At 30.9% G+C, this 13,481-nt stretch carries 11 protein-coding genes; 8 read left to right on the top strand and 3 right to left on the bottom strand.

The window, feature by feature from the left end:
- Nucleotides 1-130 precede the first annotated feature (130 nt).
- From ACJ6WR_RS20240 to ACJ6WR_RS20270, 7 genes are all read left to right on the top strand, one after another.
- Complete coding sequence (locus tag ACJ6WR_RS20240) at nucleotides 131-385, top strand: hypothetical protein (protein ID WP_039114095.1); 255 nt, start codon at nucleotides 131-133, stop codon at nucleotides 383-385.
- Entirely contained in the window at nucleotides 382-1,974 is a 1,593-nt protein-coding gene (mqo, locus tag ACJ6WR_RS20245) for a malate dehydrogenase (quinone) (protein ID WP_409416288.1), read from the top strand. The genes ACJ6WR_RS20240 and mqo overlap by 4 nt, the downstream gene beginning before the upstream one ends.
- A 460-nt stretch (nucleotides 1,975-2,434) precedes the next feature.
- A complete protein-coding gene (locus ACJ6WR_RS20250; RefSeq protein WP_039114098.1) occupies nucleotides 2,435-2,929 on the top strand; it encodes a TlpA family protein disulfide reductase in 495 nt (164 codons plus the stop codon).
- Nucleotides 2,930-3,284: 355 nt separating this feature from the next.
- Complete coding sequence (locus ACJ6WR_RS20255; protein WP_409416289.1) at nucleotides 3,285-3,755, top strand: helix-turn-helix domain-containing protein; 471 nt, start codon at nucleotides 3,285-3,287, stop codon at nucleotides 3,753-3,755.
- A gap of 197 nt (nucleotides 3,756-3,952) precedes the next feature.
- Nucleotides 3,953-4,936 (top strand): helix-turn-helix transcriptional regulator, encoded by a 984-nt coding sequence (locus tag ACJ6WR_RS20260; protein WP_409416290.1) that lies wholly within the window; start codon nucleotides 3,953-3,955, stop codon nucleotides 4,934-4,936.
- A gap of 304 nt (nucleotides 4,937-5,240) precedes the next feature.
- Nucleotides 5,241-6,698, top strand: a complete 1,458-nt coding sequence (locus tag ACJ6WR_RS20265; protein ID WP_039114121.1) for a glycosyltransferase family 2 protein — start codon at nucleotides 5,241-5,243, stop codon at nucleotides 6,696-6,698.
- Between the two features lie 412 nt (nucleotides 6,699-7,110).
- Complete coding sequence (locus tag ACJ6WR_RS20270; RefSeq protein WP_409416291.1) at nucleotides 7,111-7,815, top strand: hypothetical protein; 705 nt, start codon at nucleotides 7,111-7,113, stop codon at nucleotides 7,813-7,815.
- Between the two features lie 116 nt (nucleotides 7,816-7,931).
- Here the strand turns inward: ACJ6WR_RS20270 and ACJ6WR_RS20275 are convergent, their stop codons facing one another.
- Complete coding sequence (locus tag ACJ6WR_RS20275) at nucleotides 7,932-9,149, bottom strand: erythromycin esterase family protein (RefSeq protein WP_409416292.1); 1,218 nt, start codon at nucleotides 9,147-9,149, stop codon at nucleotides 7,932-7,934.
- A gap of 401 nt (nucleotides 9,150-9,550) precedes the next feature.
- Complete coding sequence (locus ACJ6WR_RS20280) at nucleotides 9,551-10,546, bottom strand: metal-dependent hydrolase (protein ID WP_409416293.1); 996 nt, start codon at nucleotides 10,544-10,546, stop codon at nucleotides 9,551-9,553.
- A gap of 657 nt (nucleotides 10,547-11,203) precedes the next feature.
- On the opposite strand from ACJ6WR_RS20280, the gene ACJ6WR_RS20285 reads away from it, so the two are divergent.
- Complete coding sequence (locus ACJ6WR_RS20285) at nucleotides 11,204-11,995, top strand: polysaccharide deacetylase family protein (RefSeq protein ID WP_409416294.1); 792 nt, start codon at nucleotides 11,204-11,206, stop codon at nucleotides 11,993-11,995.
- Nucleotides 11,996-12,259: 264 nt separating this feature from the next.
- On the opposite strand, the gene ACJ6WR_RS20290 is transcribed toward ACJ6WR_RS20285, so the two are convergent.
- A complete protein-coding gene (locus ACJ6WR_RS20290) occupies nucleotides 12,260-13,477 on the bottom strand; it encodes a hypothetical protein (protein WP_409416295.1) in 1,218 nt (405 codons plus the stop codon).
- Nucleotides 13,478-13,481: the final 4 nt, after the last annotated feature.

The following is a 13,481-nucleotide window of genomic DNA, read 5'->3' on the forward strand; positions in this document are numbered from 1 at the left end:
ACATTAGGGTTTGGCTAATAGTTAGTAATTAGGCAATTAGCATTATTAATTTTTAGAGGTAATGATATTTTTTTTTATCTTTAATAGGAATTAAGTATCTTATTATTAATAACTTATAAACGTAATAATTATGACTACAGCTACTTCTATTACCATTTTAAAACAGCAAAAAACACTTAAAACGCTAGCATCTATATTCCAGTTTTTGGCTTATGTTGTTGGTTTAGTAACACTAATAGGGACAGTGTACCTTATTGCGACTCCAAGAGGAATTGGGGGATGGATTTTGCCAGCATCTACTTTTTTTTCGGGATTCATTCTGTTTTTATTTTTATTCTCTTTTTCAAAAATTATAAATATTCTAATTGAAATCAGTAGCAAATGAAAAAGAATTTCATCTGTTTGTTATGCATTCTAATATTAGGATCATGCGCTGATAAGAAAAGTAGCGAAGGCGAAACAGTAGATGTAGTTTTGGTTGGTGGTGGCATCATGAGTGTGACTTTGGCAAATATGCTAAATGAGCTTGATCCAGACATGACCATGGTTGCCTACGAAAGGCTTGATGCTGTAGGTCAGGAAAGTTCATCGGCATGGAATAATGCTGGGACAGGACATTCTGCACTATGCGAACTGAACTATACACCCGAACTAAAAGATGGTAGTATTGATACTCATAAAGCGGTTGAGATAAATGAATCCTTTGAAATCTCAAAAGAGTTTTGGTCGTATTTGGTAGGAAATAATAAAATCGGCCCACCAAAAACTTTCATTAATCCAACGCCACATATGAGTTTTGTGATAGGGGAAGACAATGTAAAATACCTTAAGAAAAGATTCCTGGCATTACAGAAAGAACCGCTTTTTACCGGAATGGAATTTTCTGATGATCAAAAACAAATCAATAATTGGATTCCGCTTGTAATGAACGGAAGAGATCCTTCGCAAAAAGTTGCTGCTACAAAAATTGATATTGGAACCGATGTTAATTATGGAGCACTTACTAATGAGCTGACTTCTAATCTTGTGAAATCTGGAAAAATGAAGTTGGAAGTAAATCATGAAGTAACCAATTTTAAAAGGAATGAAGATGGTACTTGGAAAGTGTATATTAAAGACTTAAAAAATAATATAACCAAAACCATTAATGCGAAGTTTGTTTTTATAGGAGCAGGAGGAGCAACGCTCCCATTACTAGAAAAAACACATATTCCTGAAGCAAAAGGTTATGGAGGTTTTCCTGTAAGCGGGGAGTGGTTGGTGTGTAATAATCCTAAAATAATAGCGCAGCATCAAGCCAAAGTATATGGAAAAGCTTCGGTAGGTTCACCACCAATGTCGGTTCCGCATCTTGATACGCGAGTTATTGATGGTAAAAAAGAACTTTTATTTGGACCTTTTGCAGGATTTTCATCCAAATTTCTTAAAAACGGAACTTGGGCAGATTTGCCTGCATCGTTTAATTTCTATAATATAAGACCTATGTTAGAAGCTGGTTTGGACAATGTTCCGCTTACAAAGTATTTGGTAGAACAAGTTGTACTCACACCCGAACAAAGATTGGCGGCATTGCAGGAATATTTTCCTAAAGCCAAGATGGAAGATTGGGATTTAAAAATTGCTGGGCAAAGGGTTCAGGTTATAAAAATTGACAATACAACACAAAGGGGGATTTTACAATTTGGTACCGAAGTCGTAACAGCGTCAGACGGAAGTGTTGCTGCTTTGCTTGGTGCATCGCCAGGAGCATCAACCTCGGTTTCGATTATGCTCAAGGTAATAGAAAAATGTTTTAAAAATGAACTTAAGACACCAAAATGGCAAGAGAAAATAAAAGAGATGATTCCGTCATACGGACTAAAATTATCAGATAATATTCCTCTCGCTAATAAAATAAGGAAAAATAATAGTGAGAAACTCGGAATTGTTTGGAAAGAAATCCATACAGTTGCTCCTAAAACGGAGACTCCTTAATTGATTTCTGATTTTTAAAGAATCTATCCATATGTTATAAAAGATGTATGGATTTTTTTTGCAATTTAAATAGCCGTAAAAGAATGTATTACGATATTATTTAATGCAATAATAGATTACAAAATGAAGGTAAAATGTGTTTCTAAAATAAATTAGAAGGTTTTGGTTCGTAATTATATGTTAAATACGTCAGTTTTATAATAACAAAAAAAGCTGTTTTAAGATTTGCAATGCTTATTTTGTTTTATAATGTAGTCATGAATTTAGTTTTAAAAAGTATTGAGTTCCTTCGATTATTAATCATAGTAATTAATAATCGAAGGAACTTTTTAATGTAGGTTAAGGAAAAAAATATTTATAAATTCGCCACAAGAAATAAAAACGATCCTACTATTATTAATCGTGCTATTTCTTTTTAGATAGACTGTTTTGTTTCAATGCCCTGAAAATATTATAACCTATGAAGAATTTATTTTTTACGCTTACATTTTTAATTTGCTCATTTACGAGTATCAATGCACAAACCGAAGGTCTTGATGTAGGAGACATAATTCCAGATATAGATCTTCCGGATACAAAAGGCAATGTAGTTACTCTTTCCTCTTTAAGAGGTTCTTTGGTATTTGTTGATTTTTGGGCTTCATGGTGTGGACCTTGTGTTAAGGAACAACCTGAATTAATAAAATTGTACCAAAAATATCCTAATAAGTTTTTGATTTATGGTGTTTCTTTAGACTCTAAAAAACAGGCTTGGTTAGGCGCAATGGCAAAAATAAAACAGCCATGGATACAAGTAAGTGATTTAAAACTTTGGGATTCTCCTGTTGTATTAAACTATAAAATTCAAGCAATTCCACTTAATTTTTTAATTGATAAAAACGGAATTATTCTTGCCAAAAATATTCACGGTAGTAAATTAGATGAGCTTATTAAAACGTTAACAACTGCTAACTAGTTTTCTTTTTATTTTCCTCTTTATTAAATAATTCCCTTTCCATTATATTGCTCAGGATTAGTATTTCTAGTTCCTAATGTAAAGCAATATTACAGCTTTTTTATGCCTTTATTTTTTGAGTTTTACCTATGTTTTAAATCAAAAATGGCTTAACGCAAGACATTATTGCTTTTTAGTGAACAATGTATAAAAGAATACTCTAGACCTTTACTTCCTAATATAATTTTATTTTCTAAGCCTAAAAACGCAACTGTATTTGTTTGTGATACAGTTGTGTATGGTTATTTATTTAAGGTTTGTTATTATATATGCCGTGTTATAAATAATAGAAAGTTCTTAATGTTGATTAAAAAAAATGCGTAAACTCCAGATTTATAGTGCTAAAGTTATTGATAGATTATTCCTTTTTGCGAAGTATAAAAATAAGATTATAAAAACATCTATAAAAAATACTTTGCAAACATTAAGTTTATTTGATGAGCAGAAAAGGCAAGAATATCTTTTGGCTTTGAACGAAGTTGTAATAAAAGAAAAGATTTTTTTGAATAGAAATCTTGTTATTCGCGATTTATCTAAAAAAACGAGTATTCCTGTACATCAACTTTCTATTTTGATTAATACACAATATAACCTTCGTTTTCAGGATTATATTAATAGTAAAAGAGTAAGTTATTTTATAGACAACTTTGATCATAATTTGACTATTGAAGGAATGGCTTGGAATTCGGGATTTAAATCCAGAACAACTTGTTTTAGGGCATTTATAAAACATACAGGAAAATCTCCTTCAGACTACATTAAATTTATAAAAAAGAGTTGTTGTTAAGAAGATTTTATTTCTGTATTATAAATATTCAGAGTATTCTTCATTAGAAAATTATGTAAGAAAAATCAATTGCTTATATTAGATGTTTTAGTTAAGTATTCACTTTTGGTACGATTGTTTCTTTTTGATTTGTTATTTAAATTAAATAGTTGAGGTTAAATTGTTCAGATGAATTAAATTATAAAACGGGTGTTTTTATGAAAACATTTGAACATTTTTGTAGCGCAGATCTAGATTGGGTTGCTCATTTTGCAGCGCAACTTGGAGCTAAAATAGAAGGGAATTTTATAGTTATTCCTAAGAAGTGTCATTATTCCGGAACATGTTATTTTCTAGAATGTAATGAAGGTATTGTTGCGTTTTATGTAGATGTGGTTCATAATATTGATTTTCAAGTAACCCAGAAAAATGTAAAAGATGATTTCGTTGCGATGTATTATAATCTGACAGAAGGAGAAGTTTCTATTTTAAAAGATGATATTGTATATGACTTAGGGCTTTGGAAATATAATTTACTAATTATGGATGGTGCCTTACAATCAGATTTTTATGCTAAAGCAGGAAGTAAAATTTATATGCTTTGTGTTTTTATAAAAAAAAATATCTTACAAGTTTTTGCTCAAAAGAATAATATACCTTTTGATAGTATTAAAAAAAAGAGGAATCACGAAGATAGGGAAATTGTAAAATTTGACCGAATGAGCAACGAGAGTTATCATATTCTCAACGATTTACGCAAACTAAAAGTTGGAGAAGCAATATTTGATTTAAATCTAAAAGGAAGTGTTCAGTTATTACTTTCAAACTATTTAAATAAATTATCAAAAAAAAGAATCATCCTCGAAGAAGTTAATAGAAATGATTTTAATGCTATCATTTCTAGCCAAATGTATTTAATGGATAACGTAGAAAGTAATTTTCCCACGATTAAAAAACTGGCTTTTAATGCAAATATGTCTCTATCAAAATTTAAAGTTCTTTTTAAAGAAATAACAGGAACTACGCCAAATTTGTTCTTTATGAATAATAAATTGCATAGAGCAAAAGAACTCCTTGAAGGTAGACAACTAACGATATTACAAATTTCGGATAGATTGCATTTTGGAAATACGTCCTATTTTGGGGCAAAATTTAAAAAGTTTTTTGGGATATCTCCCAGTACTTTTATCAAGCAATTATGAGATGAAAATCGTATAATCATCTTTGCAAAATACAACAGGCTTTATTCCTGATTCTTTCGTGAAAACGGACTTCTATTTTTATAAAAACGGATACAATGTGTATAATTTTTACACAAGTTGTATACTAATTATACACAGCTAGTATGCAAAAACTATCGTAATCGCCTCAATTTCTATTTAAAAGGACAATGGCACGGGGCTTGCTAAATTGGGATTTGTCCATTCTTTACAAACGAGAAAAAGAAACGAAAAAGAATGGCATTTAGATAAAAGCCTTAATATAGAAAACGATAGTAATACAAGCATGAAAACTGAAACAATTTCAAAACAATTATTCTCTACAAGCAGCAATACAGGTAATAGCGGAGATTCATTAACAGGTTCTTTTTTTCGTATTAACGATAAATCATTCGCAAAAGCGATAAAAGAAACATCAAGTCCGTTAGGGATTATGGTACTTATCAGTACTTTTTTATTAATGATTGCTGGAGCTTTCTTAGTATATAAATTTCAATCAGACTTTGACCAATTTCATATAGACAGAATAAATTCTACGTGGGGATATCCATTTTTGGTTATAACAACAGTCTTTTTTCTTTTTAAAACGGGTGTTTTTCTATTTAATTTATTCCTTTATTTTAAATATAAACCAATAGAATCTGTTACAGATGAGTTATTGCCAACTTGTACCATAATTGTTCCTGCTTACAACGAAGGTAAACTGGTTTGGGATACTTTAGTAAGTTTAGCAGATAGCGATTATCCAGAGCAAAAAATGCAAATACTTGCCATTGATGATGGTAGTAAAGATGATACCTGGTACTGGATGCAACAAGCAAAAGTAAAATTAGGGGATCGTTTATCTATCTATCAGCAGCCTAAAAACCAAGGAAAACGTCATGCATTACACCGCGGATTTAATCTAGGTAACGGAGAAATTTTTGTTACTGTAGATAGTGATTCAGTAGTAAAAAAAGATACAGTAAGAAACTTAGTAAGTCCGTTTATTACAAATAAAAATTGTGGAGCCGTTGCAGGAAATGTACTTGTTTTAAATAATAAAAAAGCAATACTTCCTAAAATGTTAAACGTAAGTTTCGTAATGAGTTTTGAGTTCATGCGTTCTGCCGAAAGTGTATTGGGATCTGTACTTTGTACTCCTGGAGCTTTAGCAGCTTATCGTAGCGATGCAGTATTTGCATGTCTTCCGGAATGGATTGATCAAACTTTTATGGGACAACCATCAGACATTGGCGAAGACCGTGCAATGACAAACATGATCTTAAAACAAGGACATGAAGTATTGTTTCAAAGAAATTCATACGTATTAACAAACGTACCCGAAAATTATACTGGTTTATATAAAATGTTCATTAGATGGGGAAGAAGTAATGTGCGTGAAAACTTAATGATGGCACAATATGTTTTTAAAGATTTTAGAAAAGGATCTAAATTTGGTACAAGATTATTATTTATAGATCAATCGCTTAAGATTGTTATGGCATATCCATTCATGTTATTTATGCTGTTTTTTATAGTAGTACATCCATTATTGTTTTTAGGATCTACGCTTTTAAGTATATTGATTGTATCTAGTTTCTCGGCTTTATTTTATGCCAAAAGACATAATGTATCAGAGTCATTCTGGGCTTATTCTTATAGCGTGTTTTACACCTTTGGTTTATTCTGGATTACTCCTTATGCAATTATTACAGCAAATAAAAGAGGTTGGTTAACACGTGGTTTATCTGAAGTTAAATAGATAAAACGATTGTGATTTTATAAACTCAAACGAGTTAAAATATTTATAAAAATATTTTAACTCGTTTTTTTTATGATGTGTCGTTGGGGTAAAAACGATTCTACAAAACTGATAACAGCTTTGTAGAACATATACTCAATATACTCTCAAACTTGTCACCCTGAGGCACGAAGGGTCACCACTAGTAGCTCGATAATGTAAGACAAGTTTGTGTTAGTTTCTTGCGAAGACCCTTCGTACCTCAGGGTGACAATATTGAGGAAGAACTTTGTGCACCTTGCATAAAACCTTGCGCTCTATGTTTTAACAGTAATTGCATCCGAAAGAGTTAATTTAATCTTTTACCAACTAGTTAACAATTACTTTTTAGAGTGTTTTTTATCTTCGCCAAAAAATATTTTAAATTTTGATTATGAGATCTTATTCAATTTCATTGCTTTTTTTCTTTTTCATTACATTGTCAAATGCGCAACATCATAATAGTAGTACAGATAAACCGTCGACACATGGAATGTTGATTTTTGGTAAAGAAAAAATTTATGCTTCACACTTACCAATGTTTCATTCTCCACATAATTATCAAATTATTTTGGAACTAGAATTGGATAGTAAAACAAAGAAACTATTTGTAGCAGATCAGGAAAAGAACCCGGATTATAACACTTATATGATTGAGCCCGAAGAATTTGTTTTGCCAGATATGATTAACAATCCTAAATCATTTAAAGTAAATCTTTACAGAGGTCATTTTGAGAGAGGAGGGAAGAAAATAGCTTCGGATGTTGTGGTAACTATCAAACAAGTGATTTTTTATAAAAAGTTTAATCCAGATGAAGTAAAACCGGCTACAACTAATTTTATAATTTTTGGTAATGTAAAAGAACAATTTATGGTTCATGAGCTTACAAATAAACCCGATTTTGAGCAGATTTTAGAAGTAAAAACAGATTTGACTACACTTATAAAAAATGAAAAATATAGTTTAATCAATGTGAATAAATCTGAAAATAGTCCAATTGGAGTAGCTGGAAATGATATTCAGGTTGATGCAAATGGAACGAATTATTCTATTACTCTCTTAAAACAATTGTATCTGGAATTTGATGATTTAAAGTAATATTTTATAAAAAGAAAATAACTATTTCTCGAACCATATAAGTGATGTAAGTTCATTTAAGTTTTGCCGAAAAGACCAGCTTATATTTACTTACATCACTTATATGGTTAAATTAATTACTTTAATATAATCGAGGGAGTTGTTTCTCGTATAAAAATTAATGCATCAAAATCAATACCTGGTTTCATAGGTAATGCTATTACATTAGTCCAGTTAGAGTATATATTGGTTATGTTGCCATTTGCATTATAAAAAGGACTTTCTTCGGCAGTATCAAAGGCTACAAAGAAAGTAGGGAACTTAGCTTCTGCAAACAATGCCGAATAAGATTTTGGTTGCGCTTCAAAACTGTGTTCTACATAATCATTGCCATCTAGTACAGTCACTTTTCCTTTAAAAGTATCAAAACCTATTGCGTAATATTCATTGCCATATTTCTCTTTTACATGATATCCCATTCCTTTTGCTTTAGGCATATTGGTATCTTTTGCAAAATGGATATTGTGTCCCCAAATAATAGTTTTGGCTTTAGTTTCTTGTTGGATGTCGATAAGGTTTTCGGCCATAAATTGATCTCTGGCCAAAGGATTAGATAATAATGTTCCTTGGTATAAAAGGGATATGTATTTTTTAAATTCGTTAAAACCTTTAATTGTCGATGTGCCTTTAAGTTTTACTTCGGTATTTAAGCGAGAAATAATTCCCGTTTCATCATCAGATAATTCATATAGAGGAAAATCTGGAGTTGTTATCTTTTTTAAAACTGGTATTGCAGCTGATCCATTAGTATAAAGAGACGCATTTTTTGTTAAATAAGCAGAACAAAAGTTGGCAGACGCATCAATATCAGATTTGATATAATTGGTGTCAAAACCAAAAAGATTAACTTTATCCTTAGGAGTTTTGGAGGTATTATATGTCTTTACCCATTCAAACAAATCATATATTTCTTTTGTATTAAACAATCGCAATGGTTTCATGAGTTGTTTTAAATCCCCTTTTCCAGTTAATAAATAAACATTAATTGGTTCTATCGCCGAATAGCCAAACTCAAAACCAATCGATTTATATTGGGCATTTGTGATTAGGTATTTAATAATGCGATTCTTCTCGGTATAAAATTCATGAGTTCCGTGAGAAGCTTCTCCCAGTCCACAAATTTTGTTATCCTTAAGCAGATTGGTTAACTGCGAGTAATATGCCTTATTGTCATTCTCATTGTCGGTAATGGGTAATGCATGAGAATTTATCCAGTTTAGGGATTGTCCTTGAGCAAAAGTGCAAACAGAAAAAAAGCAACTGAACAAAACGGAGTAAAGGAGGTTTTTGGTCATATAGTAGTTTTTGATTACTAAAATACAAATAATAATTATATGATGTAATGCAATACCTTTTGTACTTTAATAATTTATTTATGCTATTGACCTGTTAACTTGAAAATTGCAATAAAAACTAACACAACAGCATAAGTGATGAATAGCAAATGGGTTGTGGTTATTTTCATTCTTATTCGAGCCAATTTTTTTAATTTATTGCGATGCAGTAGTCTTTTTTGTTCAGGATAGTTGTTCATAATGATTTAGATTTTCATTATTGAAGCAAACATAATACCTGTAAATTCTGTAATGAATTAAACGATTGTATATTAGTGTTTTATGTGTTTTTTTAATGCTTTTTTATAAAATGAATACTATCAAAATGATATTATATTTCTCAAAATGGAATAGTTCCTTTTTTAATTTCCTTTTATGCGATTTAAGATTCCTTGCATTAAGGCTTTTCCATCACGTTTTTGCTTAGGAACTTCTTGAGCCTTTAGTTTTCCGTTTTCATCCTTAAAAACGTAGCTAAAGGCAAATTGAGGCTGTTTGGGATCTTTAGTAAGCAAGCCAAAGCGCAAATCATTAAAGTAATAATCGTTGTCTTTTTTGGTTACAATAAACCATCCTTCGCTCACTTTTTTTAAGGTTTCAAAATCTGGATTGCCAGAAAGTTGTTTTGATAACGTATTATTTTTTTCATAACGTTCAAAAGTTATCGACTGGCTATCAAATAAGGAATAATCGCCCAATAGATATGCCTCTTTTGTAGCCACATTAGCATTCCATAAAATACAATTAAAGGCAGTAGGTTTTACAATAAGATCACTATAAGATATATGTTGTTCTTGCAATGCATTTTTAAATTGTTGTAAAGCATATAATTTTAAACTACAGGTTATCAAGAGATAAAACGAACTAATATATATTCCGCGTAAAACATATTTTTTTCGCAAAGCGAAAGTAGGTTTGCGCAATCCTATAATTAAACAAATAAGTAACGGAAGCGTATATAAAGGATCAATTACAAATATAGTTTTTAAGGCAATTCGGTCGGGTAGAGGCCAGAAAATTTGTGTTCCCCAAGATGTAAACATATCCAGTAATACATGGGTAAATAAACACCAAAATACTAAAACAGTAGCACTTCGGAAATTAATTTTCTCTTGTTCTATTTTAGAAATAAGCCAACCTAAAATGGGCGATAATAAGCCAAAAAATAATAAGGAATGACTTAATCCCCGGTGAATAGCTACACCATCTACTGGGTTTAAAAACTGCCCAAACAAAACATCTAAGTCAGGTATAGTTCCTAGAATTGCACCATATAAAATCGTTTTGCGTTGCAATTTTTCACCTGCACATAATTCGGCAGTTGCAATTCCTAACACAATTTGAGTAAAAGAATCCATGAGTTGTAGTTGAACAGCAAATTTAAACAGAAAGATCTAAAGTATTAAAATGTTTTTCAACTGTAGCGGAGTGTTTATAGCCAATATTGTCTATAATGGTACACAGATGATACGGATTTACAAAAGTAAAGACGCGGATCAAAACGGATTTTTAAAAATTAGTCATTAATAAATCTGTGTTCATCAGCTTAAATCTTTTAGAATCTGCGAGAGAAGATTAAATATTATTTTTTTGCACGCAGATTTTGCAGATTAAGCAGATTTAGTTTTATAAGTATTGAAGAAAAAATCTGCGCTTATCGGCTTAAATCTTTTGTAATCTGCGTGGTAAAAAAAATAGTCAAAGCTTCAGCGGAGTGGAATGTTTATAGCCAATATTATCTATAATGGGACACAGATGATACGGATTTACAAAAGTAAAGACGCGGATCAAAACGGATTTCTTTCTTTTGTTTTTAAAAATCCGTTTTTTATCTGCGTTTTCGCTTTAGCGAATCTGTTTTATCCGTGTTCCCTAGGCAAAGAAGTGGGTTAAACTTTGTCACAGCAGTTTAATAAACCAATGAAATCGGGAAGCTTTATTAATAAATTAATTAATAACAGTAAGTAGATTTTTTTTACAGGATAATACTTAAATTTGATTACAAAATCTACACTATGAAGCGAATTATATATGCACTTATTGGTCTTTTTACCATAGGTATTTTACTTTATACAGCAAGTACTTATTCTGAAGAGAAGAAATCTAAACCGCTTCTTCCAGTAAAGAAAGAATCTCAGCCAGGTATCATATTAAGCTTCGATGATAATTATATTGATGATTGGTATAATGCCGAAAAACGACTGCGCCATTTAGACTGGAAAGCGACTTTTTTTATATGTAAATATGATTCTTTGAATGCTACGCAAAAGAAAAAACTGCACTATTTGCAAGATATGGGACACGATATAGCAGCCCATGGATATAATCATGAAAATGCACTTAAATATTCGGCTAAATACGGGATCGATAAGTATATAAAAGAGGAGATACTACCGCTAAAAGTTGCTATGGATAAAGACGGGTTTAATTTGCGCTCATTTGCCTATCCTGATGGAGCACGCAATGCAGATTTGGACAAAGAATTATTAAAATATTTTGACATTATAAGAGGTACAACTTATGGTAAACTTTATCCAGAATCACAATATTGTTATTATGAGGGAAACAGAGTTATTTATGGTTTGGGTATCGATGATGATTACAAGCAGTTTGATGTTGCGTATTATAAAACTCTTATGGATTATGCCAAGAAACATAATAAGATTGTTATTTTTTATGGGCATAAAACTGTAGATGTTGCCGATGAAAAAATAGAAACACCGCTTGCAGCTTTACAAGAAATATGCGAGTATGCAAAGGCTAATAAACTTAAGTTTTATACAGTTGACGATTTGAAAAACTTATAAATATAAAATATTGAAATAAAACAGCAGATGCTAAAATATTTTAGCATCTGCTGTTATTAATTAATACTATTTAAAATGTTTGATAAATTAATTTAAACACTTAGAAACATAGATTTTGTATTCTTAAAATAGGCGTTTCACTTATTTTAAATGCACATAGCTATGTGAAAGAAAAATATTTCTCTTTCTTGTTCTTTTCTGCACACTTTGACTATGTTTCTATGTGTTTAAATAAGATTTTAGAATAAGACTAGAAAATTAAGATTAATGACTTTTGCTGTTTTCAAAACCAAGAATCGTAATTCTGTATGGAGTATTAGATACTTTTATTTTCTTTACAATTGTCATATTAGATAAACTCAGTTGCAATAATTCTCCTGTAGTTGGAGAAGTTATATAAGCAAAATTTTCTGTTAGTTGGATTTGAGGTTTCATAGTCGCATCTTTTGCAATTTCAGCAATTACTTTTCCTTCTTTTTCAACTTGCAGCGTAGTTAAATTGAATAATTTAAATTCACCACTATTTAATAAAATTCCTAGTTTGCTCATGTTGTAGCTTACTTTATATTGTGCAATAGTAGCACTTTGTATAATTGGCTTAATTGTTCCGTTAATAACATCAATTAAGTAAGCCCCTTTTTCAGCAGTAAAACCTATAAATTTTCCTTGAGCTTTTGTTTCCAAGATACTTCCAAACCATGCTGTTCCAAAACCTTCAGGAAGCGCAATAAGTTTTTGTTTTCCTGAACTTTCAACCACAAGAACACCACTTGCTGAACCGAAAACAGCATACGTTCCGTCAGATGCATTTCCGTGGATTCCTTTTGTAGAAATTGTAGATTCAAAAAGAGTTTTACCCGTATTATCTATAATTTTTACTTTTTCAGGAAGCGTTCCTGCAACCGAATTGTCTTTTTGGGTAATAGCATAAGTGCCATTAGTAAAAGTGGCCATAGCACCGTGATGAGCTAATAAACCAGCATTAATTACTTTAAATTTTGCTCCTGCCGTATTAACATCAGCTTCTTTGGCTACAGATAATGTTCCATCACCATCATTAAAAGTTAATAGTTCTCCAATTTTACTTTTAAAATGAGTTGGCATAGGCGATTGACCTGTTAATGCTCCAAACTTTGGAATTCCGTCTACATCAACATGATCGCCATGACCTTCAAATCCGCTGTCAAAAGTTTCTACAGTATTATCAGCTCTATGAATAATTCCTGCATATCTACCAGATTCTGTTGTGTAAATAGTTGATTTTGCAAATTTTGCATTAAAGAAACTCGAAGTACCATCAACTGGATTTACAAGAGTAATTTCTGTTGTTTTTTCATCAGAAAGTAATACTCTTAAATACTTATATTCAGCCAAAGTTTCCTTTGGAGTTTCTGTAGTATTGTCATCGTCGTCATTGCTACAAGAGATTGCAAAAGTGGATAAAGCAAATAAGAAAATCAGTTTAAAATTAATGTTTTTCATTGTA

The organism is Flavobacterium sp. PS2 (assembly GCF_046250155.1).
GTDB lineage: Bacteria > Bacteroidota > Bacteroidia > Flavobacteriales > Flavobacteriaceae > Flavobacterium.

What these genes read in the sequence shown, in the direction of transcription:
- ACJ6WR_RS20275 (WP_409416292.1), bottom strand. Translation starts at nt 9,149, where the DNA reads ATGACCAAAAACCTCCTTTACTCCGTTTTGTTCAGTTGCTTTTTTTCT.
- ACJ6WR_RS20240 (WP_039114095.1), top strand. Translation starts at nt 131, where the DNA reads ATGACTACAGCTACTTCTATTACCATTTTAAAACAGCAAAAAACACTT.
- ACJ6WR_RS20285 (WP_409416294.1), top strand. Translation starts at nt 11,204, where the DNA reads ATGAAGCGAATTATATATGCACTTATTGGTCTTTTTACCATAGGTATT.
- ACJ6WR_RS20250 (WP_039114098.1), top strand. Translation starts at nt 2,435, where the DNA reads ATGAAGAATTTATTTTTTACGCTTACATTTTTAATTTGCTCATTTACG.
- mqo (WP_409416288.1), top strand. Translation starts at nt 382, where the DNA reads ATGAAAAAGAATTTCATCTGTTTGTTATGCATTCTAATATTAGGATCA.
- ACJ6WR_RS20265 (WP_039114121.1), top strand. Translation starts at nt 5,241, where the DNA reads ATGAAAACTGAAACAATTTCAAAACAATTATTCTCTACAAGCAGCAAT.
- ACJ6WR_RS20290 (WP_409416295.1), bottom strand. Translation starts at nt 13,477, where the DNA reads ATGAAAAACATTAATTTTAAACTGATTTTCTTATTTGCTTTATCCACT.
- ACJ6WR_RS20270 (WP_409416291.1), top strand. Translation starts at nt 7,111, where the DNA reads ATGAGATCTTATTCAATTTCATTGCTTTTTTTCTTTTTCATTACATTG.
- ACJ6WR_RS20260 (WP_409416290.1), top strand. Translation starts at nt 3,953, where the DNA reads ATGAAAACATTTGAACATTTTTGTAGCGCAGATCTAGATTGGGTTGCT.
- ACJ6WR_RS20280 (WP_409416293.1), bottom strand. Translation starts at nt 10,546, where the DNA reads ATGGATTCTTTTACTCAAATTGTGTTAGGAATTGCAACTGCCGAATTA.
- ACJ6WR_RS20255 (WP_409416289.1), top strand. Translation starts at nt 3,285, where the DNA reads ATGCGTAAACTCCAGATTTATAGTGCTAAAGTTATTGATAGATTATTC.